Genomic DNA, 24,837 nt, shown 5'->3' with positions numbered 1-24,837 from the left:
TACCTTTGTTTACCAGCGGCGTTCAAACCGTCTGCGCAGAAGGATGGCAGCGATGTTCATCAGCACGAGGAAGACGAGCAGCACGATGATGGCTCCGGACGCGCGTTCGACAAAGGCCGGATCGCCGCGTTGGGTCCAGTTGTAGACCTGCACCGGCAGGGCGGCGGCAGGATCAAAGAAGCCCTCGGGCGGGCCGCCGGGGTATTCGCGCACAAAGGCCACCATGCCGATGAGGAGCAGCGGCGCGGTTTCGCCAAGCGCCTGTGCCAACCCGATGATCGCGCCGGTGAGGATACCGGGCATGGCGAGCGGCAGGACGTGATGAAAGATCGCCTGCATCTTGGAGGCACCCACGCCGAGGGCTGCATCGCGGATCGAGGGCGGCACAGATTTGAGCGCCGCACGGGTGGCGATGATGATGGTGGGCAGGGTCATCAGGGTCAGCACGAGGCCGCCCACGATAGGCGCTGATTGCGGCAGGCCCACCATATTGATGAAGATCGCAAGGCCAAGGATACCGAAGACGATGGAGGGCACCGCCGCGAGGTTGGAGATATTCACCTCGATGAGATCGGTCCAACGGTTCTTGGGGGCGAATTCCTCGAGATAGATGGAGGCCGCTACACCGAGCGGCAGCGCCAGCACCAAGACGATCAACATCATGTAAATCGAGCCGATGATGGCCACGCCGAGACCGGCAGCCTCGGGGCGGGTGTCGGAGGCATCGGGCGCGGTGAAGAAGGCCCAGTTGAACTTGGTTGTGAGGATGCCCGCCTCTTTGAGTTGGTCCGCGAGTTGCAATTGCTCGGGGGAGATGTTGCGGTCGAGGGCTGCGGTTTCCATGGTCACACGACCCTTGAAAAACCCGTCGATCCGGCCTGCTGCAAGAAGGTCGAATTGCACCGTTTCGCCGATCCTATCGATGTTCGCCAGAACGAAGTCGCGCAAGGACGCAGGCGCCTCCTTGGAAATCAGCTCACCTGCGGCTTTGGCGTTGATGTCGGTCGCAGCCCCCACACGTTCGATGGCTGCTCCCATTGCGGCGTCGATCAGCGGCGCATAGCCAAAGGTGGACACTTTGGCGATATCTTCCGGGTTGCGGTTGCCGGTCTTGTCGAGTTTGGCGGGATCAAGATAGACCTCCAGCTCGATATAGGTCTGTTGAAAGGAGGACAGACCGCTGGCGAGGATCGAGGTCAGCAGGCCAACCAGAGACAGCAGGCCAATGGTGACCGCGACAAGGCCCATCATGCGGAACCGCGCCTCTTTGGCATTGCGTTGCTTGGTGCGGGCGTCCTGGGTTAGCAAGGACCCTTTGCGCGGGGCCGGGACGGCGTCTGAGGCGGTGAAATCGGTCATTCGTACTGCTCCCGGTATTTGCGCACGATCACAAGGGCGATGACATTGAGTCCAAGCGTGAAGACGAACAGGGTAAGGCCAAGGGCGAAGGCCACCAGCGTTTCGGGGCTGGCAAATTCAGTGTCGCCGGTCAACTGGCTCACGATCTTGACGGTGATTGTGGTCATCGCCTCGAAGGGGTTGAGGCCGAGTTTGGCCGCGGCCCCTGCCCCCATGACGACGATCATCGTCTCGCCGATGGCGCGGCTTGCCGCCAGAAGGATGGCCCCGACAACACCCGGCAAAGCCGCAGGCAGGATCACCTGTTTGATGGTTTCGGATTTGGTGGCCCCGAGGCCATAAGCCCCGTCCCGCATGGATTGCGGCACCGCGTTTATGATGTCATCCGAGAGCGACGAGACAAAGGGAATGAGCATGATCCCCATCACCAAACCGGCTGTCAGCACCGAGGACGAGGAGGAGCCAAGCCCAAGCGGTGAGGCCACATAGTCGCGCAGGAAGGGGCCGACGGTGATCAGGGCAAAGAGACCGTAAACGATGGTCGGGATGCCAGCCAGAACCTCGATCGCGGGTTTGGCGACGGCGCGCAGCGCTTTACTGGCATATTCCGCGAGATAGATGGCGATCATCAGGCCAATCGGCACAGCGACCAGCAGGGCCAGAAAGCTGACATAGAGCGTGCCCCACAAAAGTGGCAGGATGCCCAGATCCGAGCCGCCGCGAAATTGCGGGTTCCAGACGGTCGAAAAGAAGAAATCGCCGGCGGGATACATCTTGAAGAAATTGATGGTCTCGAAGAGAAGCGAGGCCACGATGCCCACGGTTGTGAGGATCGCCACCAGCGACGCGCCGATCAGCAGGGCCAGAACGAAGGTTTCCGAGGCGTTGCGGGCGCGCTGGTCGGGGTGGACGCGCAGCCATGACCAGACCAGCAGAGCGAGGGCCAAGCCAAGCACCGCCACGGTCATCAGGAAATGGCCGGAATTCTGCGACTTGCGCAGTTCCTTGGCCGCCTCAAACACCGGCACCGGCACGTCCGAACCAAGCGCCACGCCGACATTGCCGAGGCGGTTGCGGATATCGGTGAAATCAGCGCGCATGGCGTCAAGGTCGGCCTCGGACATTTGTCTGGCCGCCATCAGCGCATCGAGCCCTTCCGCGATGCGGCGGACATCGGCCATGACAAGGCTCTTGGCCCCGCCGTCGGGGATCACGCTGTCGGGGATCATCTGTCCGATCCGACCTTCGATCAGAAGCGGCTGCACAAAGAGCCACGTCAGCATCAAGAGAAGCGCAGGGACCGCAGTGAAGAGGGCAACGGCCTGACCGTAATAATTGGGCAGGGAATGCAATTTCTTGCCCGTGGCGTGTGAGGTTGCGAAGGCGCGCGCACGCCCCAAGAAAAAGCCCAGCCCGCCAAGGCCGAGCACGATCAGGATTATATAGCCGGTACTCATCTGCTCTCCGCCAAAAAGGGAGGGATGGCGCGGAGGCGCCACCCCTCGGAGGTCTTGGTTTAGTTCAGCACGCCCATGGGGACGCGGTTGGCAACCATTTCCTGAGTCTTGGCAAGCTCGGGGTCGGACACGAGGCCATAGGCCGCGAGCGGGCCATCGGGGCCTGCGATCTCGTCGGAGACGAAGAACTCGATGTATTCCTGCATGCCCGGGATCACATCAAGATGTGCGTTCTTGACGTAGAAGAACAGCGGACGCGACACCGGGTATTCGCCGGATGCGATGGTCTCGACCGAAGGCTCAATGCCGCCCATCGTGGCAACCTGAAGTTTGTCGGTGTTGTTCTGGTAGAACGAGAGACCAAAGACGCCGATGCCGTTCTTGTTGGCGTCAACGCGGGCCAGCGTTTCGGTGTAATCGCCGTCGATGTCGATCGACGCGCCATCGGTGCGCAGCGCCATGCAGGCCTTTTCAGCGGCTTTCTCGTCGCCGCCATTGGCCGCGAGATGCGCGTCATAGGTGCCGTTTTCTTCGCAACCGGCGATGATCACCTTTTCGTCGAACACTTCGCGGGTGCCGTGCTTGGTGCCGGGCACGAAAGCGAGGATTTCGTCGCCGGGCAGGTCGGCGCGCACGTCGGACCAGACCTTGTTGGTGTTGTCAGCCAGAGCGCCATCCTTGACGACCTGAGCCGCCAGCGCCGCGTGCCAATCCGCCGGGGTAAAGGCGTAGGACGGGCCGTTGATGTCGGACGCAAAGACGATGCCATCATAGCCGATGCGGACTTCCATGATCTCGGTCACGCCATTCGAGGCGCAGAGGTCGATATCCGACTGCTTGATGCGCGAGGAAGAGTTGGCGATATCGATGGTGTTCTCGCCGACGCCTTCGCAGAGTTTCTTGCGGCCAGCGCCCGACCCGCCGGATTCAACGACCGGGGTAGGGAATTCAAAATTTTCGCCAAAAGCTTCGGCGACGATGGCGGCATAGGGCAGCACGGTCGAGGAGCCAGCGATCTGGATGTTGTCACGGGCTGCGGCGGTGCCAGCAGCGAGGGCCGTCAGGGCCAGGGCGGAAACGGTGGATTTGAACAGCATGAGTTGCTCCTGAGTTCGGTTTCACGGGGCGCCCAGGCAGGGGCGACCTCGGGGTCAGCACTAGGCGAGATCCACAACGCTTTTGTTACATTTATGTAACTGTTTTATGACAGCGCGGGAAAGGCCGGGTTTCAGAAGGTTTTTTTACGCGCGCAGGGTTTGGCTAGGGTTCTTGTCGGTCCCATTGCGGCAGAATCACCGAAAACTCGGCGCCCTCACCCGGCGTGGAAGAGATTCGCAGCCGTCCCCGGTGGCGGTTGACGATATGTTTGACGATGGCGAGGCCAAGGCCGGTGCCCCCCATCTCGCGCGAGCGGTGGGTGTCGACCCGGTAGAACCGCTCGGTCAGGCGGGGGATATGCAGTGGGTCGATGCCGGGGCCCTGATCACGGACGCGCGCCACGATGGCCGGGGCGCGCAGGGTGGCATCGCGCGGGGTACGCTCCAGCGTGATTGTGATGTGGTTGCCCGTGCCGCCATATTTGATCGCGTTTTCAATCAGGTTGGTAAAGACCTGTTGCAACTGGTCGTCATTGCCGCGCACCACCATGCCTTCGGGTGGATCGAAACTGATGTCGCAGGCGCGGTCGCGCGCCAAGGGGCGCAGCGCATGCAGAACCGATCCGATCACCTGCCCCAAGTTCACCTCGTCGCGCGGGCGCACGCGCTCTTCGCTCTCGACCCGGCTGAGTGACAGAAGGTCGCGCACAAGGCGTTCCATCCGCGCCGCCTCGGATTGCATGATCCCGAGAAAGCGGTCGATGGCGGCCTGATCGTGGCGCGCTGGCCCTTGCAGCGTTTCGATGAAGCCCATGAGCGCGGTCAAAGGCGTGCGCAATTCATGGCTGACATTGGCCACGAAATCACGGCGCATTTGCGCGGCATGTTCGCGTTCGGTCAGATCCTCGAAACACACGAGCGTGCCGCGCGCATCCAGTGTTTCGACATAGCCCACATGCACCTGAAAGCTGCTGTCGCGCCCCGCCTCGGAGGTTTGATAGGTGATCTTGCGTGGCTGACGGTCGCGCAATGTCGCCTCGATCGCCTCGAGCACATCGGGCTGGCGGAGCGCGGTCAAAAGATGCCGCCCCTCGAGCCCCTGCCCCAAGAGGTCGCGCGCGCCCTGATTGGCGGCAAGGATGCGATCCTGCGGCCCGACCAGAAAGGCAGCAAGCGGGATGCCTGCAAGAACGGTGGCCAGACCCTGCATCGCGTGTCAGAGCGCCGTGAGGCCGGTACGATACCGGCGCAGGTTCTGTTGATAATGCAAGGCCGTGGCGCGCAGGGCCGCAATCGCGGCCGCGTCCAGACTGCGCACCACCCGTCCCGGCGCGCCCATCACGAGGCTGCCTTCGGGGATTTCCTTGCCGTCGGTGATCAAGGCACCTGCGCCAATCAGGCTGTTGCGCCCGATGCGTGCGCCGTTGAGCACCGTGGCCCCCATGCCGATCAGCACATTTTCCTCCAGAATACAGCCATGAAGCATCGCCTTGTGCCCGATGGTGCAGCCCGGCCCGATGAGGAGCGGATAGCCCATATCTGTGTGCAGGACGCAGTTTTCCTGCACATTGCTGCCAGCGCCGACGCGGATTTCCTCATTGTCGCCGCGCAGGGTGCAGCCGAACCAGATCGAGGCCAGATCCTCGATCACCACCTTGCCGATCACGTTCGCATCGGGGGCGATCCATGTGTTTTCGGCAATCTGCGGCGCGTGGCCGTCGAGCGTGTAGATCGTCATTGCATCTCCTCGAATTCGGTTTGCAGCGCGCGTACATGGGCGGTCAGGCCCGGCTGCTGGCTGCGGCGCAGGCGCGTGGCCTCGATGATGGTCTTGAGCCGCGCCTCGGTGGTGTCGAGATCGTCATTCACCAGCACGAAATCATAGCCGTCCCAATGGCTGATCTCATCCCAGCTTTTCTCCATCCGTTTGGCGATCACCTCGGGCGTGTCCTGCCCGCGCGTCTCAAGCCTGCGGTGCAATTCGCGGATCGAGGGGGGCAGCAGAAAGATCGAAAGCGTATGTGCGCCAAGCGCCGAGTTGCGGATCTGCTGCGCGCCTTGCCAGTCGATGTCAAAGAGCACGTCACGCCCGCCATCAATCGCCGCCTGCACCGGGCCACGCGGGCTGCCGTAGAAATTGCCGAACACATGCGCATGTTCCAGCATTTCGCCGGCCGCCACATCCTGCTTGAAGCGCGGCTGCGCCATGAAGTGATAATCCTGCCCATCCACCTCGCCGGGGCGCGGGGCGCGGGTGGTGGCCGAGACCGAAAAGGCAATCGTGGGATCCCAGTCGCGCAGCCGCCGCGAGAGGGTGGATTTGCCAGCACCCGAGGGCGAGGACAGAATGATCAAGAGACCCCTGCGATTGCTCATTCTTTGCCCTGCCCTTTTTCTTGGTGCAAATACTCAAATCCTGCGCTGACCGCGCGCGCGTCATTCGACATTCTGCACCTGTTCGCGCATCTGGTCGATCACGGTCTTGAGGTTGAGACCGATCTCGGTCAGGCTGGTGTGCTGCGCCTTGGAGCAGAGGGTGTTGGCCTCTCGGTTGAATTCCTGTGTGAGAAAGTCGATCTTGCGTCCGAGCGGCGAGCCGGCATCGAGCAAGCTCCGCGTCGCTGTGATATGGGCGGTCAGGCGGTCCAACTCTTCGGTCACGTCCAGTTTGACCGCGAGCAGGGCCAATTCCTGAGCAAGGCGGGCGGGATCAAGGTCGGGCATCGCGTCACGCAGGCGCAACAGGGCATTCTGATGCGCGCGGGCGACATCGGCGCTGCGGCTCTCGAGCAAGGAGCGCGCCGCCGTTGTCAGGCGGGAAATCTCGTCCAGTTGGGCACGCAGCACCTGCGCAAGGGCCGCGCCCTCTGAGGCGCGCATGGCGAGGAAATCGTTGAGCACCGGGTCGAAATCCGCAAGAAGCGCCGCGCAAAGCGCGCTGGTGTCGCTCTCGCCCGCGCCGGCCTCGAGCACGCCGCGCAGGGACAGGATATCGGCGGCGGTGCCGGGGGCGAGCGACAGGCCGCAGGCCATGGCGCGGTCTTCGACCAGGGCCATGGCGCGCAGCACATCCTCGAGCCGGTCGGGATTCACCGCCATCTGGCCGCTGGCATCCTCGCTGGTGACACGCAGGCTCAGCGCCACATTGCCGCGTGTCATTGCCTGACCCAGCTTGGCCCGGAGGGCTGGCTCCAACCCGTCGATCCAGTCGGGCACGCGCAGGCGCAGGTCCAACCCCTTGCCATTGACGCCGCGCAATTCCCAAACCCAGCTATGGCCCAGATGCGCGCCCTTGGCCGTCGCGAAAGCGGTCATCGAATGGATCATGCCTTGGGTCGTCCTTGGATCGTGCCGGTTTGCCCCGTCCTAGTGCGTGGTCTGGCGGCTGGCAAGTCTCGGCTGTGGCCTTGGGGGGTGAGTGGTTAACCAAGCACAGCGATTTTTAAACAAATTTCCGGAAACTTGTGTCAGTTTGAAGCAAGCGCGCGGTGCCTCAGGTGCGGATTAAACCGGACAAGGGACGTTGGCGCGGGTGGTTTCAGGCTTTGGGAGGTGAGGTGTATTATGCCGGATGACAGGACGATTTTGCAGGTGCCGGGCGCATCACACGGTTTGCAGGCGCGGCAAGAGGCGGATTTACGGGCACTTTGCAGCTATTGGGAGGGGCTTTGTCAGCGCAACAGCGTGCCGCGCCGGTCCGACATCGACCCGCGCCGGATCAGCGGGCTGTTGTCCAATGCCTTTATCGCCGAGCGGATCGCACCGGGTGTGACGCGGCTGCGCATCGCGGGGATGCATCTGAATGCCCTGATGGGTATGGAAGTGCGGGGCATGCCGCTCACGAGTTTCATTGCGCCCGCGGCGCGTGAGGCCTTTGCGCTCGCGCTGGTCGATCTCTTTGAGCGGCCCGCGCGGTTGGAGTTGGATCTGCATGCCAGAGCGGGATTGGGGCGGCCCGAGATGACGGGGCGGATGATCCTGTTGCCGTTGCGCAGCGATCTGGGGGATGTGTCTCGCGCACTGGGCTGTCTGGTGACGCAAGGCGAGATCGGGCGCGCCTCGCGGCGGTTTGAGGTGGAGGCGGTTCGGGTGCTGCCGATTGGAACGGTCGCGGCGGAGATGAAGCCCTTTGCCGCGTTGCCGGGCGGGCTGCGCGACGAGGGACGCGGGCGCAGCCTGAGCCGGGGGCGGGATTATCTGCGGGTGGTGAAGTAGGACCAGAGCAACAGACCAACCGCAACAGGGTTATTCCCTGCTGCGGTCAGTCCGGTTATCAGCCCGCCTCGGCCTGACGGCGCTCAAGGCGCAGGGATTTGAGTTCCTCGGCCACGAGGAAGGCCAATTCCAGCGACTGGCTGGCATTGAGGCGCGGGTCGCAGGCGGTGTGATAGCGGGCCGAGAGGTTTTCGTCAGAGAGCGCACGCATGCCGCCGGTGCATTCGGTCACGTCCTGACCGGTCATCTCGAAATGCACGCCGCCGGGGATGGTAGCCTCGGATTTGTGGATCGCGAAGAACTCGCGCACCTCGCGCAGCACGGAATCGAAGGGCCGTGTTTTGTAGCCTGTCGCCGATTTGATCGTGTTGCCATGCATCGGGTCGCAAACCCAGAGCACATTGGCCCCCTCTTGCTCGACGGTGCGGATCAGGCGCGGCAGGTTGTCACCGACCTTGCCGGCACCAAAGCGCGCGATGAGCGTCAGACGCCCGGCCTCATTGCTCGGGTTCAGCGTGGCCAAAAGCAGCTTGAGATCCTCGGAGGTCATGGTCGGGCCGCATTTGAGGCCGATCGGGTTCTGCACACCGCGCAGGAATTCGACATGCGCACCGTCGGGTTGACGGGTGCGGTCACCGATCCAGAGCATATGCCCCGAGCCTGCCAGCCATTTGCCGGAGGTGGAATCAAGCCGACAGAGCGCCTCTTCGTATTCCAGCAAAAGCCCCTCGTGCGAGGTGTAGAAATCCACCGTCTTGAGGGTATGGGCACTGTCGCTGTCGATGCCCGCCGCCTTCATGAAGTCGAGCGCGTCGGAGATGTGATTGGCCATCTCGCGGTATTTCGCCGCCTTTTCGCTCTCGGTGAAGCCCAGCGTCCAGGCATGGACCTGATGCACATCGGCATAGCCACCCGTTGAAAAAGCGCGCAGCAGGTTCAGCGTGGCAGCCGCCTGGGTGTAGGCCTGCAGCATCTTTTCCGGGTTGGGGATGCGCGATTCCGGCGTGAAGGCCAGTTCGTTGATGATGTCGCCCCGGTAGCTGGGCAGTTCCACGCCATCAATCACCTCAGTGGGTGCCGAGCGCGGCTTGGCGAATTGACCGGCCATGCGGCCAACCTTGACCACCGGCACCTTGGCCCCATAGGTCAGCACCATCGCCATTTGCAGCATCACCTTGAAGGTGTCGCGGATCGCATCGGCCGAGAACTGATCGAAGGCCTCGGCGCAGTCGCCGCCCTGAAGCAAGAACGCCTCGCCGCGGGCGGCAGCCCCCAAAGCGCGCTTGAGGCGACGCGCCTCACCGGCGAAAACCAGCGGCGGATATTGTGTCAGACGGGCCTCGACACCGGCCAGAGCGGCGGCATCGGTATAGTCAGGCATCTGCACCCGCGGTTTCGCGCGCCAGCCTGTTTTCTGCCATTCCGTCATTGTCGTCACTCCGCTTGATCGCATTCAGAGCCTTGTCCTTAGCAAAGGCAGGGACGAGAGGCCATATGAAACGCGCAGGAATTGGCCGCAAAATAGCAGGGCCTCTCTTGTCAATCCAGACAGTTTCATGACAGACCCGATAAGGGCCATTGCGCCGGGGATTCGGATGAGTATGACGTCAGAGGCCACAAAAATCGAGGTCAAGGCACCCAAAGCGCCGAAACGCTTTGTGTTTGTGCTGCTCGATAACTTTACCCTTCTCAGCTTTGCGTCGGCGATTGAATGTCTGCGTATTGCCAATCGTATGGCGGAAGAAGAGCTCTACAGTTGGGCGCTCAGTGGCGATTCCCAAGAGGTCATCACCTGCTCTGCCGGTGTCCGGTTTTATCTTGATTTTCCGCTGGCAGAGTTGAACCGGGACGATGTGGTATTGGTCTGTGGGGGTGTCGATGTGCAGGCCGCCGCGACCAAGCGCATGTTGAACTGGCTGCGCCGCGAGGCGCGCAAAGGGTTGCGTATGGGCGGGCTCTGCACGGCGGCCTATGTTCTGGCAAAGGCCGGGTTGCTGGATGGCAAGCGCGCCACGATCCATTGGGAAAACCACGACAGTTTCATCGAGGAATTCGAGGACGTGCATCTGACCAAGTCGGTCTTTGTGATCGACGGCAATCGGATGACCACGGCGGGCGGCACCTCTTCGATTGATCTGATGCTGAATATCATTGCCGATGATCACGGCGAGAAGCTGGCCAATGCGGTTGCGGATCAACAGATTTACAGCTCGATCCGCACAGATCAGGACACGCAGCGTTTGAGCGTGCCGACACGGATCGGCGTGCGCCATCCCAAGCTGAGCCAAGTGATCCAGATGATGGAGAGCAATATCGAGGAGCCGATCAGCCCGGCGGTTCTGGCGCGCGAAGTTGGCATGTCGACACGGCAGCTCGAGCGGTTGTTCCGGCGGTATCTGAGCCGCAGCCCCAAGCGGTATTACATGGAATTGCGTCTGCAAAAGGCGCGCAATCTGTTGATGCAGACCGATATGACGGTGATCAACGTGGCGCTGGCCTGTGGCTTTGCCTCGCCGTCGCATTTCTCGAAATGCTACCGGGCGCATTACAACACGACGCCCTATCGCGAGCGCGGGGCGCATTCGTCGCGGCTGTCGGTCTGACAGGGTGCCGCTTTCTTGAAGTGAAAGCGGTCCAGGTCATTGCGAGAGCCGGTAGGCCGCGCCCTGCCTGACGCTGAGAAACCAGATCGAGCCATCCGGGGCCTCTCGGATGTCACGGACGCGGCGGGTATCGCTGGATTTGAGGCGCTCGACCTCTGTGAGCTGCGCGCCATCCAAGCGTGAGATCATATCGAATTTCAATGAGCCTACGAATATGTCGCCACGCCAGTCGGGGAACATGTCACCGGTGTAGATCATCATGCCCGAGGGCGCGATGGAGGGATCCCAGAAATGGGCGGGTTGTTCCATGCCGGATTTTTGCGTGCCTTCCCCGATCTTTAGCCCAGAGTAGTGACGCCCGTAGGAGATCACGGGCCAGCCATAATTGGCCCCCTTGGCGATGCGATTGACCTCATCGCCGCCGCGCGCACCGTGTTCCACGACCCAAACGTCGCCCTTGGCATCCAGCGCCGCGCCTTGCGGATTGCGGTGGCCATAGGACCAGATTTCGGGCTCTGCGCCTGTCGTTTGGGTGAAAGGGTTATCGGCAGGGATACCACCGTCACGGGCGATGCGAATGACCGACCCGTTCTGGCGGGCCAGATCCTGCGCCGAAGTGTCATCGCCCCGGTCGCCGATGGTGGCGTAGAGCATCCCGTCGCGCCCCTCGACCAACCGCGAGCCGAAGTGACGACCGCCGGAGGAGCCGGGTTCCAGTTCGAAAATCACCGTCCAATCGGTCAGGCGATCCGCGCCCGGTGCAAGGCGGGCATGGGCGATGGCGGTTCCTTGGCCGCCCTGCTGGGGTTTGGAATAGGTGAAATAAAGCTGACGCGTCCGGGCAAAGTCGCGCGGCACGAGGATGTCAAGCAAGCCCCCCTGCCCGCGTGTGGCTATTTGGGCCACGCCGGTGATTTCGCTGCGTTGGCCGTCCTGCACACGCAGCAGGCGACCGCCCTTTTCGGTGATCAGCACGCCACCCTCTGGTAGAAAGCCTATTGCCCAAGGCTCCGAGAGCCGGTCGACCATCTTGGTCACGGTGAGGTTGCCGGCGCTGCCCTCAAACGCGTGGGCGGGGGTGAGGGCGAGGGTGAGCGCGAGGATCAGGGGGGTAAGACGCAACATGATGTCTCCTTTCCCCTTAGAGATATGAAGGTCAGGCGCGTTTGCCAGCAATCTGCGCGATGCCCAGCACATCCAGAACGCGCGCCTCGATATCAGAGGCGTTGAGGCGCGCCACGGCATACATATCTTCGGCATTGGCCTGATCTATGAACGTGTCAGGCAGCACCATGGAGCGGAACTTGAAGCCGCGATCAAACACCTGAGCTTCGGCCAAGAAGTGACTGACATGGCTTGCAAATCCGCCGATTGCACCCTCTTCTATGGTGATCAGCGCCTCGTGGTTCTGCACGAGATCGAGAATCAGTTTCTCATCAAGTGGTTTGGCAAAGCGGGCGTCGGCGATGGTCGGCGTGATCCCGCGCGCGCGCAGGGATTCAGACGCCTTGAGCACCTCGGCGAGCCGGGTGCCGAAGGACAGGATGGCGACGCGCGCGCCCGTCTGAATGATGCGCCCCTTGCCGATTTCCAGCGCTTCGCCACGTTCGGGCATGGTTACACCCATCCCCTCGCCGCGCGGATAGCGGAAGGCAATCGGCCCCTCGTCATGCGCCACTGCAGTGGCGACCATATGGACAAGCTCTGCCTCATCGGCGGCGGCCATGACCACGAAACCGGGCAGATTGGCGAGAAAGGCGGTGTCAAACGCGCCCGCGTGGGTGGCACCGTCTGCGCCCACAAGCCCGGCACGGTCGATGGCAAACCGCACCGGAAGGCGCTGAATCGCCACATCATGCACGACCTGATCGTAACCACGTTGCAGAAAGGTCGAGTAGAGCGCGCAGAAGGGTTTCATCCCCCCCGCCGCCAGACCGGCCGAGAAGGTCACGGCGTGCTGTTCGGCGATACCCACATCAAAGAGCCGCGACGGATAGCGTTCGGCAAAGAGGTTGAGGCCGGTGCCATCGGGCATCGCGGCGGTCACGGCGCAGATTTTGTCATCCTGACCGGCGTGAGCCAGCAGCGCCTTGGCAAAGACGGAGGTGTAGCTGGGCGCATTGGAGGGCGATTTGCGCTGTTCTCCGGTGAGCACGTCGAATTTGGCGGTGGCATGGCCACCGTCGCGGGCGCGCTCGGCGGGTCCGTAGCCCTTGCCCTTTTTGGTCAGGACGTGAATCAGGATCGGACCATTGGCGCGGGCCTTGACGGTGCGCAGGACGGGGAGCAGTTGGTGCAGGTCGTGGCCGTCGATGGGGCCGAGATAGCTGAAGCCAAGTTCTTCAAAGAGCGTGCCACCGACCGTCAACCCCTTGAGCATGTCCTTGGCGCGGCGCGCGCCCTCTTGAAAGGGGGGCGGCAGAAGAGAAATCGCCCCCTTGGCGGCGGCCTTGAAATCCTGAAACGGCTCACCCGCGTAGAGGCGTGAGAGATAGGAGGAAAGCGCGCCCACCGGCGGTGCGATGGACATCTCATTGTCGTTGAGGATGACGATCAGGCGCTTCTTGAGATGGCCTGCGTTGTTCATCGCCTCAAAGGCCATGCCCGCCGACATCGCCCCGTCGCCGATTACCGCGATGGCATCGCCAAGGCCCGAGGGGCAGTTACCGCCCAGATCACGCGCCACGGCAAAGCCCAAAGCGGCGCTGATCGAGGTCGAGCTATGGGCGGCCCCAAAGGGATCGTAGGGGGATTCCGAGCGTTTGGTGAAGCCCGAGAGCCCGTCCTTTTGCCGCAGGGTGCGGATGCGGTCACGCCGCCCGGTCAGGATTTTGTGCGGGTAGCATTGGTGCGAGACATCCCAAATGATCTTGTCACGCGGGGCGTCAAACACCGCGTGCAGGGCGACGGTGAGTTCGACCACGCCCAGGCCCGCGCCCAGATGCCCGCCGGTTTCCGACACGGCCGAGATGGTTTCCGAACGCAATTCATGCGCCAGTTGCACCAGTTGGGGATCGGACAGCCGTTTGAGATCCGCAGGGCTGGCTGTCTGATCGAGCAAAGGTGTTTTCGGGCGGTCGGACATCATGCCCCTCCGTGGGGAAATTTCAGCACATTCTAGCTTTGGCGCGAGATAACGAAGCGGGCAAGGTCGCGCAAGGCACCCGCGCGCGCCCCGTAGCAAGATAGCGCGTCGCAAGCCTCGTCAACAAGGCTTGTCGCGCGGGTGCGGGCGCCCTCAAGACCGAGCAGCGAGACAAAGGTGGCCTTGCCCGCCGCGGCATCCTTGCCCACCGCCTTGCCTGCGGCGGCGGCATCGCCGGTCACGTCGATCACATCGTCCTGAATCTGAAAGGCGAGGCCAAGCGCGCGGGCGTAGGTGCTGAGGGGGGCACTGTCGGCCATGGCCATGCGCGCGCCTGCTGTGGCGGACCAGAGAATGAGCGCGCCGGTCTTGCCCGCCTGCAGGGTGGTGATCTCATCCAAGCTGAGCGGCGTTGTGGCGGTCTCGGCGGCGATGTCGAGCGCCTGACCCAGCACCATCCCCTGCCCGCCTGCGGCGCGGGCGAGGGTCAGTGTGAGGTCAGCGCGCACCGCAGCCGGGCCGCAGTCGGGATGCGCCACCAGCTCAAACGCCAGCGATTGCAGCGCGTCGCCCACGAGGATCGCGGTCGCTTCGTCCCATTTGACATGCACGGTGGGCTGACCCCGGCGCAGGTCGTCATTGTCCATGGCGGGCAGATCGTCATGGACGAGGGAATAGGCATGGAGGGCCTCGATGGCGGTGGCGGGCCAAAGCGCAGATGTCTCAGGCACCGCATGCAGCCGCGCGCTTTCCATCAACAGAAAGCCGCGGATGCGTTTGCCGCCTTGCGTGGCGTAGCGCATGCCCTCGGCCACGGGACCGGTGCCAAAGGGGGCCAGAACGCGGGTCAGATGCGTTTGGATGACCTCGGCCTCGGCGGCAAGTCGCGCCTGCATCTGCGTCAGAGGCCGTCGACGGGCTTGGTGCCGGTGGGCTGGCCGTCGGCGTCGAGGGTGATAGCGGCGACTTTTTCCTCGGCTTCTTTCAGTTTTTCCTCGCAGCGTTTCTTGAGTTTGGCGCCGCGTTCATAGAGCGTGATCGACTCGTCCAGCGCCACATCGCCCCGTTCGAGACGCCCGACGACCTGCTCCAGCTCTTTCATTGCCTGTTCAAAGGTCATCTCGGAGGGGGGGATATCGGTCATGGCTGCGTCCTTCTGCGCGGGAATTCAGCACCGATCATAGGGCTGTGCGGCGAGGGGTGCAATTCGGTTGACGCCCCGGTGCGGCTGGGGGACAGTCGAGCCATGTCAGAGCCTGCCGCCCCCCTGCCTGATCTTGATGTGCTTGGCCGCGTGGATGCGCGCCTGCGGGCCCTTGTGACGGCGCATCCCGAGGTGGCGGGGCTCGATATTTCCGAGGTGCTGCGGATCGTGCCGGAGAAGCGCGCGGTGCTTGCTGGGCGCTTGGACGGGCGCGCGGTGGTGGCGCGGCTGGTGGAGCCGAAATATTCCGAAGCGTTGGCCAAGGAATGGGCCGAATTGCAACGCATCTGGCCGCATATGCAGACCGGGCGGTATTGCGTGGCAGAGCCGATCCTGCACCTGCCCGATGCGGGGTTGATGGTGATCGAACGGGTCGAAGGCGACCCCTTGCTGGAACATCTGTGGCAGCAAGATGTAGGCGCGCGCGCGCAGCATCTGCGCCCCGTCGCCGAGTGGCTGCGCCAATACACGGAGGTCAGCGAAAGCTGGCAGGAGGGCAATGCGACCGGGTGGTTGGCCAGAGTGGAGCGCGCAGCGGGCACACAGCCCTTTGCGCGGCTACGGCGGATCGAGGCGGCGATTCTGACGCATCTGCGCAGCATGACGCGGGCCTTGGAGGGCGCAGATTGGCGGGTGGCGATCAGCCATGGCGACTATCACCCGAACAACCTTATTCTGGGATCTGACCGGCTGACGGGGATTGACACTGGTGGCTCGGGGCGGATGCCCGTCTGCAAGGATATTGCACGGTTTCTGGTGCATATGGGGCGACGCGGCATGATCCCGTCCGGGCGGCGCTATCTGGGGGTGGATGCGGAGGGTCTTGAGGTCTTTGCCGACGTGTTCGCCTTGACCGAAATCGAGCGGTGGCTGTGGCTGCCGTTCTTTATCGGCGTGGAGGCCCTCATTCGGGTAGAGAACCGCACGCTCAAATCCAGCCGAATCCGGCGCGCGGAAGAGATGTATGCCCTCTTGCTCGAGGATCTGGCGGCGCGGTAAGCGGCCGTCAGGCGGGGCGTGTGATCAAGGCCTCTTCAAGGTCAGCAATGCGGGCGAGAAGAGGTGTGGTGAGCGCCTGCACCTCAGCGGCGCTGTGGCGTGGGGTGATATGTTGCGGGCAGTTCCAGTCGAAGCCTTCGACCGTGATCAGAAACCCCCGCTCGATCCGGGCGCGGTAATCGGGCATTTCCAGTTGTGCAAGTGTTGCCTGATCCTCGGGGTCGATGACGCGGGCGCGGCCAAAGAGTTTCAGCCGGGTGCGGTTAGGGTAGTCCATGAAGAACATCGACACGCGATCGTCCGTGCTCAGGTTGCCGAGGCTGATATATTGGCGATTGCCGCGAAAATCGGCAAAACCCAGCGTGCGGCTGTCCAGCACGCGCATAAAGCCAAGCGGGCCGCCGCGATGCTGGATATAGGGCCAGCCGGTTTCGGTGACCGTGGCCATGTAGAATGAGTCACGCGCCGCGATGAAACCGGCCTCGTGTTCGGTCAGGTGCTGGTTCACCGCATCGGGCTGATGCTGCATTCGCGCGTAGGATGTGCGGCTGCCTTGCAACTCTTGCAGTTTTATGACCGATGGGGTGAAGGCGATATCGGCGAAATGATGGGGCATGGCATCCTCTGGGGTCAAAGGCCTAGATCGGACAGGCCAGGGTGATCGGCGGGGCGTGGTCCCTGTGGCCAGTGGAATTTGCGGGCGCTCTCTTGGATTGGTTGATCATTGATGCTGGCAAAGCGCAGGCGCATGAGGCCTGCCTCGTCGAAGTCCCAATTCTCATTGCCATGGCTGCGAAACCAGTTGCCGGCATCGTCGCGCCATTCATAGGCAAAGCGCACGGCGATGCGCGTGTCGGCAAAGGCCCAAAGCTCCTTGATCAGGCGATAGTCGAGTTCGCGGGTCCACTTGCGTGTCAGAAAGACCTTGATCTCGTCCCGGCCCGCGGGGAATTCGGCGCGGTTGCGCCAGCGGCTGTCGGGTGTGTAGGCCAGCGCAACACGTTCGGGATCGCGGCTGTTCCAGCCATCCTCGGCCATGCGGACCTTTTGGGTGGCGGTGGCATGGGTGAAGGGCGGAAGGGGCGGACGGGTGTCTTGGGTCATAGGGCTCTCCGATCGGGGGATGTGACGCGGCGGAGGGCCGCGCCACAAGATTGTTTCAGGCGGCAGTGCGCAAGGCAACCGTTGGAAAGTCAATCTCGACCTGCGTGGCCTTGCCCAAGAGGTTGGTAAAGATGTTCATCGCGACATGGGTGATGATCTCGATGATCTCGGCGTCGGAATGCTCCGCTGCGCGCAGGGCGGCGAATTCGCTTTGGCTGACTTGTCCGGAATGTTCGACGAGCGCGCGGGCGAAGGTGAGCGCTGCCTCGGCCTTGGCATCCGCCGAGCGGCCTGCGCGGTTGGCCAGCATCTCATCCGCATCCAGCCCTGCCTTGCGGCCAATCGCGGTATGGGCGGAGACGCAATACTGACAGCCGTTCTGCTCGGCCACCGCAAGAGCGATGCGTTCGCGGGTCAAGGGATCGAGCACCCCTGCCCCGGCTATGCCATGCAGACCGAGAAAGGCCTGAAGCGCCGCGGGGGAATTGGCGAGAACCCGGATGAAATTGGGCACCATGCCAAGCGCGGAGTGCACCGCGTCTAGCAGCGCCTTGGCGTCTCCGGTGGCGGTTTGCGGGTCGATGACGGATACACGGGCCATATTGCGGCGTCCTTTTGTCTGAGGGGCAATGCGATCCTGCACTGCATGGCGGTAATTTGGTGCAGATTGGTATTTGAAAGAATAGATGAAATGTGGAATACTTTATTTCTCTAGGAGTAATAATTTATGAACCGCTTGCATGAGATCGAAGTCTTTATCGCCGTGGCGGAGGCAGGCAGTTTTGCACGGGCCGCAACGCGGTTGCGTCTGTCGCCGCCTGCGGTGACGCGGGCCGTTGCCGCACTTGAGGATCGGCTGGGTGCGAGGGTGTTCAATCGCACCACGCGCAGCGTCACGATCACCGATGTCGGTCGGCGGTTTCTGGAGTCGGCGCGGCGCGTTGTCAGTGATCTGGAGAGTGCGGAGCGCGAGGCGCTGGGAGAGGCCGCCACGCCGCAGGGCCATCTGACGGTCACGGCCTCGGTCACATTCGGGCGGGCGGCGCTGGCGCCGCTGGTCTGCGAATTTCTGGCACTGTATCCGCGTGTGACCGTGTCGGTGCTTTTGCTCGACCGGGTGGTCAATCTGGTCGAGGAAGGGGTCGATGTCGCGGCGCGTATCGGGCCGCTGCCGGATTCCGGGCTGATGGCCCGCAAGGTCGGGACCGTTCACAGGATTCTGGTGGCGAGTCCGGCGTATCTTGTGGCGCGCGGCGTGCCGATGACCCCGGCGGACCTGCGGGACCATGCGGTGGTGGGATTTACCGGGTTGATGCCAAATCGCGAGTGGCGCTATGTCAACGGCTCGAAAATCGGGTCCGTGGCGCTGCATCCGCGTTTTGAGATCAATGATGCCGCGACGGCGATCGAAGCGGCTGTGCTGGGGCACGGCATTACGATTGCGCTATCCTATATGGTGGCCGATCTGATCCACGCGGGCCGGTTGGTGCCGGTGTTGCAAGCCTATACCCTGCCACCGCAGCCGGTGCATCTGGTCTATCCCGAGACGCGGTTGGTTGCGCCCAAGATCCGCGCCTTTCTCGATTTTGCGGCTCCGCGTCTGAAGGCGAGTTTGCACGATCTCACCCTGCGCGACGCGGGTGCGTAGTGCTTTTTCGGGCTCGCAAACATATCCGCATGAGATCAGAGGAAGAGAAAATCGTCCGAGGTGAGTTGCGCCGCCGTGATCCCCTCAACGAGGATCGTGTTGCCGTTCACGGTCATTTCCGCGCCCGCCGCCGTGTCGACGATACCCAAAGCCTCGACAAACCCGGCAATTCCGTTGCCGTTGTTGATAATGTTTGCCTCGCCCGTTGCCGGATTGACGATCCGGATGAACAGGCGGTCGACGCCATCTTTGAAATCGGGGATCACGTCGCGCTCACCGTTGAAAAAGGCGGAGAAGACGAATTGATCCGCGCCTGCGCCGCCCATCATAAGATCGTTGCCAGCCCCGCCGTTGATCGTATCGTCGCCGGTGCCGCCGTCGATCAGATCGTCACGGCCACCCCCGGCCAGAAAATCATTGCCGTCGCCGCCCAAGATGTCGTCATCGCCCTCGCCGCCGCCCACGTTGTCGTGTCCCGCCCCCGCGTTGATCGTATCACGGCCTGCGCCGCCGCCGATGTCGTCATCGTCGCCGTTGCCGAAGATCAGGTCGTTGCCAAAGCTGCCCGAGATGCTGTCATTGCCAGCCCCGCCCGCAAGCATGTCGTTGCCGGCGCCGCCTGCAACCACGTCATTGCCATTGCCGCCCAAAGCGCTGTCGTCGCCAAAGCCCGCGCCGATCACATCGTCGCCCTCACCGCCGTCGATCGTATCGTTGCCCGGACCGCCGCCAATGAAATCTCTACCCGGGCCCGCATCGACCAGATCATCCCCGTCCGAGGCTGATATGGAATCATTGCCACCGCCGCCCTCGAGATGGTCGTGCCCAAGGCCGCCCGACAACATGTCTGCACCCGCCTGACCGAGCAGCGTGTCGTTGTGATCGGTGCCGATGAGGATACTGCCTTGCACAAGGGCAACGGCAAAGACATCGGGGTCGTCCAGAATTTCCACCATAACATCAGCCACGCGCAGCCTCTGGTCGGAGAACTCGATCCATTCCACGCCGATCAGTTCATCTGTGCCAAGCGCGGAGACGACCCATAGCCCTTCGCTCGTAAGGCTGAACGCGGCCGAGGCGCGTGTGATCGTGTCGAAGACTGCCGCATCGTCGCCGAGATCCCCCCGGATCACGTCATCGCCCGCGCCCCCGTCAAGCAGATCATCGCCCGCGCCGCCAAGAAGGGTATCATCGCCCTGCCCACCGTTGAGGATGAAACGCGGTGTGAGAATTTGCGTATGGTGCGTCTCTTCGCCGGGTATGTCTCCGAGGCTGAGAGCGTCATCCCCTGTGACGACCGACACGACCCGGCGTGCGGTGCCGATGCTGGCCGCGATGCCATCGGTCACAGCCTCGACGTTCAAATAGACCAGTGACCAGGCCTGCATGGTGAGCAGAAAAGCGTCCAGTTCTTGGGCACTGACGAGATCTATCAGGTCTGTCTCGATCACGACCTGGGCCGCCGCTTCATCCTGACCCCCTGCCCCGCCGTCCCAAAGTTCGGACCAAGACACCCGGTAAAGGGTATCCAACGGATCACGCACGGCGCTGAAATCCAGCGTCAGGGTGTTTTCGGTTCCGCTGCGTTCCGAGAGGATGAACAGGGCTTGCGGGCCGGCCTCAAATCCGTGGATCGACACATTGCCTGCGTCCCGAAAGTCCAACGAGGGTGTCATGCCGATCGTCTGGGTCAGTTGGGAATAGGCCTCGCCTGCGGTGGTCAGATGGCCACGACAGAAACAGACCAACGACACCGAGCGGCTGACATCGAACAAGGACGGCCAGAAGTGTGCGACTGTGACATCATGTGTCACCATTTCGTAGAACATCTCGACATTCAACGCGGCCTGCTGGAGACCACGGTTGTTGCCGTAGTCAACCTCCGTGGTTCGACGCACGTTCCATTCGGTGATGTAAAAGTCCAATTCCGGCAGGGTCGGATCCCGTCCTGCGAGGGTGTCGCGCCAGAATTGCATTTGGCTGAAGCCGAATTGCTCTTGGGTGTCGGCGGCATCGAACCCGCCGTCGAGGTAATAATGTTCGCTCACCCCGTCGATGGCATTGGCGGCGTCGGATGTGTCCATGGAAAGAAGGGTACCGTTGCCCTCTTTCACGGGTATGGTGTCCTGAGCAAAGGCCGAGAGGATGGCGATGTTCTGTGAGCGGGCCGTGCCCTGAGAGGGGACAACCACCTGTGTGAGCTGGTCGACGGGAGGTATCCCCGCATCACCGATTTGCTGCGGGTCATAAACGAAGCCCGTGGTTGCATCGACGTAAAGGATCCCATCGCCATTGGGCGAGAAAAGACCGGCCGAACTGAGGGTCTGAACCACGATATCCGGTTGATCGGCGCGGTGAAGGCCAAGATCAAGCAAGGTGGTTTCGATGGTTTGGGATACGGCGGCGGCCAGATTGCCATATTCCTGCGCCGTCATCCGTCCCGATGCCCAGAATTCATTGCCGATTTCGAAGGCATCGACGGTCACGCCCATGGCCCCGGCCTCTCGCATCGCCATGGCGACGAAATCCGCCACATCCGCGAGATAGTCGGCGGACAGACTGCGGGTTCCATAGGTCCCGGCCAAGAGCGCCTCGCCCGCCGATTGCGTGAAGCCGACAGAGGTGGGAATGACAAGCGTCGTGCTCGTCCCGAGTGAGGCGGCCAGATCCATGAAGTCGGAAAACGCGATCAAGTCCAGATCGCCGGAGTTCTCGTAGGATCCGACCATCCGGTTATGGCTTCCGCCCGCGATATCCGAAATATCGAAATGGGTTTCGGTGATCGTGCCGCCGGGATACCTGAGATTGGTGATTCCGGCCTCGCCAAACCGATCAAGGACGTCCTGCCGTAAGGATACATCCGTGGTAAGCGTGAGATTGGCACCAAACATCTCTGAGGAGATTTCGGTCCTTGACGTCTCATCTGTTTGGTCAACAATATGCAGCATTGATCGGAGTCCGTCCAGACGTAGACTTGGAAAGTATTTCGAAAAAACAAAGGCCTATTGGTTAATTTGCCCTGTGTCTCAGATGCTCGTGCAAGAACCGTGCAAAGTTTTTGGGAAACGGAAGGAATTAATCTGGAGTTTCAGAATACTACTTTAAGAAGAGTTGCCTAGAAAGCTTCTCTATAAAAGTGAGTGGATTCTGAAGCGCACTTCATGGCTTCACCCACTGTGGTGGCCGATCGTGGCCATGCCCTCTGGACCATCCGGGTTTGACGGGATGAAGCGGAAGATAGCGGTCTTTTGCCGCTTTCAGGCCCCCTTGAACGATTTTCATGTCGAAACGTCCGCATTTAATCTCTATGAGAGCGTCAAATCGGTAAACAGACCCTATTTTTGCAAGAACGGAAGTCCCAATGACGGCATATGCGCGTGGCAACCCCAGCCCTGAATACCTTGACATGGTTGCCATGTACGAGACGCTGCATACCGAAGGCGAAAGTATCGCCAAGAAATCTGGCAAGGATACATTTCCGGGCAAGATGCTGATCCGGCACACGCCGGGCATCAAGGAGATGATCGACCGGACGGGCGCGCGCAGTATTCTCGACTATGGGGCAGGCAAAGGTGCTGGCTATGACCAGCGCAACATCGCCCTGTCGAATGGCGACACGGCCAGCAGCATTCAGGATTATTGGGGGATCAGCGACATCCGCTGTTACGATCCGGGGCATGAGCCGTTCAAGGATCTGCCCGATAGCCAATATGACGGCGTGATCTGCACCGATGTTCTGGAGCATATCACCACACCGGATGTGCCGTGGATCGTGGACGAGATGTTCAGCTATGCGCGCAAGTTTCTCTATGCCAATGTCGCGTGCTACCCGGCGGTCAAGGTGCTGCCCAACGGACAGAATGTGCATTGCACGGTCAAGTCACCGGATTGGTGGGCCGGGTTGTTTCATGCCATTGCGATGCGGCACACGGATGTGTCGTTCCGGCTCATCACCTCGACGGCGACCGGGCGGAAGAAGAAGTTCGGCTTCGCCAAGAACCGTAAGAAGGCGTATCAAACGGTCGAACGGATGGCGTGACCCGGTCGGCTGGCCGGGGAACGCGCAGGGATCATGAGTGGTGTTTCAATGAAATACAGACCCGAAGTTGATGGTCTGCGCGCGGTCGCGATTCTGCCGGTGGTGCTCTATCACGCGGGCAGCCCGTGGTTTCCCGGCGGGTTCGTTGGCGTGGATGTGTTCTTTGTCATCTCGGGCTATCTGATCACCTCGATCATCCTGGCCGAGCGTGCGGCGGGCCACTTTACGCTGGCCGGGTTCTATGGCCGCCGCATCCGGCGTATCTTTCCGGCGCTCTTTGCGATGATGGGGATCAGCTATCCGATCGCATGGCTGCTGCTCGACCCATCGGCAATGGCCGAGTTTTCCAGCAGTATGGCGGCCTCGACCGTGTTTTTCGCCAATGTCTATTTCCTTGAGGTCAGCGGCTATTTTGCGACGGCGGCGGAATTCAAGCCGCTTTTGCACAATTGGAGCCTGTCGGTCGAAGAGCAGTTTTACTTGATCTTTCCGATGGCGGTGCTGTTGACATGGCGTGCCGGGTCAAAGTGGCAGGTCCGCATTTTCATCGCGGTGGCGCTTCTCAGCCTTGCCCTTGCGCAATGGCAGATCGCGCGGGGCGATGAAGCGCGCGCGTTTTTCCTGCTCTATGCGCGTCTGTGGGAGCTGATGGTGGGCGTTGTCATCGCCTATTGGCTGGCCACGCCGCAAGGGGCGGCCCTGCGCGAGAGCGGCCGCTGGCGTCACGGCGCGCTTTTGGGTTTGGCGCTCATTCTCTGGGCGGTGTTCACCTTTGACACTGAAACGAAATTTCCGGGGCTGGCGGCACTCTTGCCCTGCGTTGGCGCGGCTCTGGTCATCGCCTGTGCCAAGGGGCAGAGCCTGTCGGGCCGCCTGCTTGGCTGGCGTCCGGTCGTCTTTGTCGGGCTGGTCAGCTATTCGCTCTATCTCTGGCATGTGCCGGCGCTGGTCTTTACCCGTATTGGAACCGGGCGCGACGACCTTGGGCTCATGCTCAGTGCCTGTGCGCTCGCCTTTGTCCTTGCCTGCCTAAGTTGGCGCTATGTTGAACGACCGTTTCGGCGCATGCGCGCGCTGCCGCCCCTGCGCCTGTTTGGCACGGCGGCCGTGTGCATGGCGGTGCTGGGCGGTCTGGGCCTTTGGGGGCAGGAAACCGACGGGTTTCGCGCGCATTACCTTGCCAACCGGCTCGATCCCGTGACGCGCGCCAATTATGAGCGGTTTAGCCCGACCGCCACCCGCGCGCGCGTGGCCGATGACGGCTGTCGCTTTCGCAACGAAGAGATCAAGGATGAGTTCGGCACGCGGTTGCAGGACTGCGCCGCACGGCATGGGCCGGGAATTTTCATCCTTGGGGACTCTCATGCCGAGAATGTCTATAACGCCCTGCGCAGCACCGAGCAGTTCCCGTTTCTTGTGGCCCTCACGCGCGGCGGCTGCAGACCCTATAAATACAAGCCCGAATGCTCTTATGAGGCGGCGATCCCGTTTCTGGAGGCGCATCGCGACGCCGTGGCACAGGTGGTTTTTCATGTCTCCGGCTCGCATTACATTCTCGATCACCGCAACGAAGGTGACACTGACGCGGCGTTTGAGCCGGGCACCGAGGCGCGGATTGCTGACGAGAATATTACCCTCACCTCGGCCTATCTGGCGCGCTTGCCCAAGGGGCTTGATGTGCTCTGGCTTGGCCCCTTTGCCGAGGCGCGGGTGGACCTGAGCAACCCTGGTAATTACAGCCCCGAGCGGCTGCGTTTCAACCCGGTGGCGCTGGTGCATTTTGAGGCGTTGGAGGGGCGGCTCAGGGCCGAGACCGAGGGGCAGAGCGCCTATCGCTATGTCTCGCTGCTGGAGGCGCTCGCATTCGATCAAGACACGCTGTTACAGGGCGATTGCCTGACCTTTTGGGACGTGGATCATTTCAGCCCCTGCGGCGAACGCCTGTTCGGTCCGACCATCGCCGATCTGGTGCAGGGCAAGGCTCTGCTCACGCAGTCACGCTTTTGATATGGCAAATCGGATGTAGA

Annotated in this window: 22 protein-coding genes; 6 read left to right on the top strand and 16 right to left on the bottom strand. The window is 62.1% G+C overall.

The features are described 5' to 3' along the window. Nucleotides 1-9 precede the first annotated feature (9 nt). From pstA to ROS217_RS16140, 7 genes are all read right to left on the bottom strand, one after another. A complete protein-coding gene (pstA, locus tag ROS217_RS16170) occupies nucleotides 10-1,359 on the bottom strand; it encodes a phosphate ABC transporter permease PstA (RefSeq protein ID WP_009818865.1) in 1,350 nt (449 codons plus the stop codon). Then, a complete protein-coding gene (gene pstC, locus ROS217_RS16165; protein WP_009818864.1) occupies nucleotides 1,356-2,816 on the bottom strand; it encodes a phosphate ABC transporter permease subunit PstC in 1,461 nt (486 codons plus the stop codon). The genes pstA and pstC overlap by 4 nt, the downstream gene beginning before the upstream one ends. A gap of 59 nt (nucleotides 2,817-2,875) precedes the next feature. Beyond that, on the bottom strand, nucleotides 2,876-3,913 hold the full coding sequence (locus tag ROS217_RS16160) for a substrate-binding domain-containing protein (protein WP_009818863.1): 1,038 nt from the start codon (nucleotides 3,911-3,913) through the stop codon (nucleotides 2,876-2,878). A gap of 163 nt (nucleotides 3,914-4,076) precedes the next feature. Then, complete coding sequence (locus tag ROS217_RS16155; protein ID WP_009818862.1) at nucleotides 4,077-5,123, bottom strand: ATP-binding protein; 1,047 nt, start codon at nucleotides 5,121-5,123, stop codon at nucleotides 4,077-4,079. 6 nt (nucleotides 5,124-5,129) lie between these two features. Then, complete coding sequence (locus ROS217_RS16150) at nucleotides 5,130-5,651, bottom strand: gamma carbonic anhydrase family protein (protein ID WP_009818861.1); 522 nt, start codon at nucleotides 5,649-5,651, stop codon at nucleotides 5,130-5,132. Next, nucleotides 5,648-6,289 (bottom strand): guanylate kinase, encoded by a 642-nt coding sequence (gene gmk, locus ROS217_RS16145; RefSeq protein ID WP_009818860.1) that lies wholly within the window; start codon nucleotides 6,287-6,289, stop codon nucleotides 5,648-5,650. Before gmk ends, ROS217_RS16150 begins: the two co-directional genes overlap by 4 nt. Nucleotides 6,290-6,349: 60 nt before the next feature. After that, complete coding sequence (locus ROS217_RS16140) at nucleotides 6,350-7,240, bottom strand: YicC/YloC family endoribonuclease (protein WP_009818859.1); 891 nt, start codon at nucleotides 7,238-7,240, stop codon at nucleotides 6,350-6,352. Nucleotides 7,241-7,477: 237 nt separating this feature from the next. Here ROS217_RS16140 and ROS217_RS16135 point away from each other — a divergent pair, with 237 nt between their 5' ends. After that, nucleotides 7,478-8,128 carry a PAS domain-containing protein gene (locus ROS217_RS16135; protein WP_009818858.1) on the top strand — a complete coding sequence of 217 codons (651 nt, stop codon included), beginning with the start codon at nucleotides 7,478-7,480 and terminating at the stop codon, nucleotides 8,126-8,128. A 58-nt stretch (nucleotides 8,129-8,186) separates the two neighbouring features. Here ROS217_RS16135 and ROS217_RS16130 read toward each other — a convergent pair whose 3' ends face one another. Beyond that, nucleotides 8,187-9,557, bottom strand: coding sequence for a class II 3-deoxy-7-phosphoheptulonate synthase (locus ROS217_RS16130; protein ID WP_009818857.1), 1,371 nt, complete (start codon nucleotides 9,555-9,557; stop codon nucleotides 8,187-8,189). A 172-nt stretch (nucleotides 9,558-9,729) separates the two neighbouring features. On the opposite strand from ROS217_RS16130, the gene ROS217_RS16125 reads away from it, so the two are divergent. Further along, nucleotides 9,730-10,731: a GlxA family transcriptional regulator gene (locus tag ROS217_RS16125; protein WP_009818856.1), complete on the top strand. Its 1,002-nt coding sequence runs from the start codon at nucleotides 9,730-9,732 to the stop codon at nucleotides 10,729-10,731. A gap of 36 nt (nucleotides 10,732-10,767) precedes the next feature. Here the strand turns inward: ROS217_RS16125 and ROS217_RS16120 are convergent, their stop codons facing one another. The 4 genes from ROS217_RS16120 to ROS217_RS16105 are packed head-to-tail and all read right to left on the bottom strand — an operon-like array spanning nucleotide 10,768 to nucleotide 14,960. Next, nucleotides 10,768-11,856, bottom strand: a complete 1,089-nt coding sequence (locus ROS217_RS16120; RefSeq protein WP_009818855.1) for a PQQ-dependent sugar dehydrogenase — start codon at nucleotides 11,854-11,856, stop codon at nucleotides 10,768-10,770. A 31-nt stretch (nucleotides 11,857-11,887) separates the two neighbouring features. Further along, nucleotides 11,888-13,816 carry a 1-deoxy-D-xylulose-5-phosphate synthase gene (dxs, locus tag ROS217_RS16115; protein ID WP_040651615.1) on the bottom strand — a complete coding sequence of 643 codons (1,929 nt, stop codon included), beginning with the start codon at nucleotides 13,814-13,816 and terminating at the stop codon, nucleotides 11,888-11,890. 32 nt (nucleotides 13,817-13,848) lie between these two features. Beyond that, entirely contained in the window at nucleotides 13,849-14,712 is an 864-nt protein-coding gene (locus ROS217_RS16110; RefSeq protein WP_009818853.1) for a polyprenyl synthetase family protein, read from the bottom strand. A 5-nt stretch (nucleotides 14,713-14,717) separates the two neighbouring features. Next, the gene (locus ROS217_RS16105; protein ID WP_009818852.1) at nucleotides 14,718-14,960 is read right to left on the bottom strand and encodes an exodeoxyribonuclease VII small subunit; all 243 of its coding nucleotides are present in this window, start codon (nucleotides 14,958-14,960) and stop codon (nucleotides 14,718-14,720) included. A 102-nt stretch (nucleotides 14,961-15,062) separates the two neighbouring features. Here ROS217_RS16105 and ROS217_RS16100 point away from each other — a divergent pair, with 102 nt between their 5' ends. After that, nucleotides 15,063-16,019 (top strand): phosphotransferase, encoded by a 957-nt coding sequence (locus ROS217_RS16100; protein ID WP_009818851.1) that lies wholly within the window; start codon nucleotides 15,063-15,065, stop codon nucleotides 16,017-16,019. 7 nt (nucleotides 16,020-16,026) lie between these two features. Here the strand turns inward: ROS217_RS16100 and ROS217_RS16095 are convergent, their stop codons facing one another. Genes ROS217_RS16095 through ROS217_RS16085 form a run of 3 tightly spaced genes read right to left on the bottom strand, consistent with a single transcriptional unit; the run spans nucleotide 16,027 to nucleotide 17,724 of the window. Further along, the gene (locus ROS217_RS16095) at nucleotides 16,027-16,635 is read right to left on the bottom strand and encodes a pyridoxamine 5'-phosphate oxidase family protein (RefSeq protein WP_009818850.1); all 609 of its coding nucleotides are present in this window, start codon (nucleotides 16,633-16,635) and stop codon (nucleotides 16,027-16,029) included. A gap of 14 nt (nucleotides 16,636-16,649) precedes the next feature. Next, a complete protein-coding gene (locus ROS217_RS16090) occupies nucleotides 16,650-17,123 on the bottom strand; it encodes a nuclear transport factor 2 family protein (RefSeq protein ID WP_009818849.1) in 474 nt (157 codons plus the stop codon). A 55-nt stretch (nucleotides 17,124-17,178) separates the two neighbouring features. Then, complete coding sequence (locus ROS217_RS16085; RefSeq protein ID WP_040651614.1) at nucleotides 17,179-17,724, bottom strand: carboxymuconolactone decarboxylase family protein; 546 nt, start codon at nucleotides 17,722-17,724, stop codon at nucleotides 17,179-17,181. Between the two features lie 126 nt (nucleotides 17,725-17,850). On the opposite strand from ROS217_RS16085, the gene ROS217_RS16080 reads away from it, so the two are divergent. Next, entirely contained in the window at nucleotides 17,851-18,771 is a 921-nt protein-coding gene (locus tag ROS217_RS16080; protein WP_009818847.1) for a LysR substrate-binding domain-containing protein, read from the top strand. Between the two features lie 35 nt (nucleotides 18,772-18,806). Here ROS217_RS16080 and ROS217_RS16075 read toward each other — a convergent pair whose 3' ends face one another. Beyond that, entirely contained in the window at nucleotides 18,807-21,719 is a 2,913-nt protein-coding gene (locus tag ROS217_RS16075) for a calcium-binding protein (protein WP_009818846.1), read from the bottom strand. 413 nt (nucleotides 21,720-22,132) lie between these two features. Between ROS217_RS16075 and ROS217_RS16070 the strand changes: the two genes are divergently transcribed. Both ROS217_RS16070 and ROS217_RS16065 read left to right on the top strand, forming a co-directional pair. Next, entirely contained in the window at nucleotides 22,133-22,810 is a 678-nt protein-coding gene (locus ROS217_RS16070; protein ID WP_009818845.1) for a class I SAM-dependent methyltransferase, read from the top strand. Nucleotides 22,811-22,858: 48 nt separating this feature from the next. Continuing rightward, the gene (locus ROS217_RS16065) at nucleotides 22,859-24,817 is read left to right on the top strand and encodes an acyltransferase family protein (RefSeq protein ID WP_009818844.1); all 1,959 of its coding nucleotides are present in this window, start codon (nucleotides 22,859-22,861) and stop codon (nucleotides 24,815-24,817) included. Nucleotides 24,818-24,837 lie beyond the last annotated feature (20 nt).

This window comes from Roseovarius sp. 217, from assembly GCF_000152845.1.
Classification (GTDB): Bacteria; Pseudomonadota; Alphaproteobacteria; order Rhodobacterales; family Rhodobacteraceae; genus Roseovarius.
This window is presented reverse-complemented; position numbering and strand designations above follow the sequence as displayed.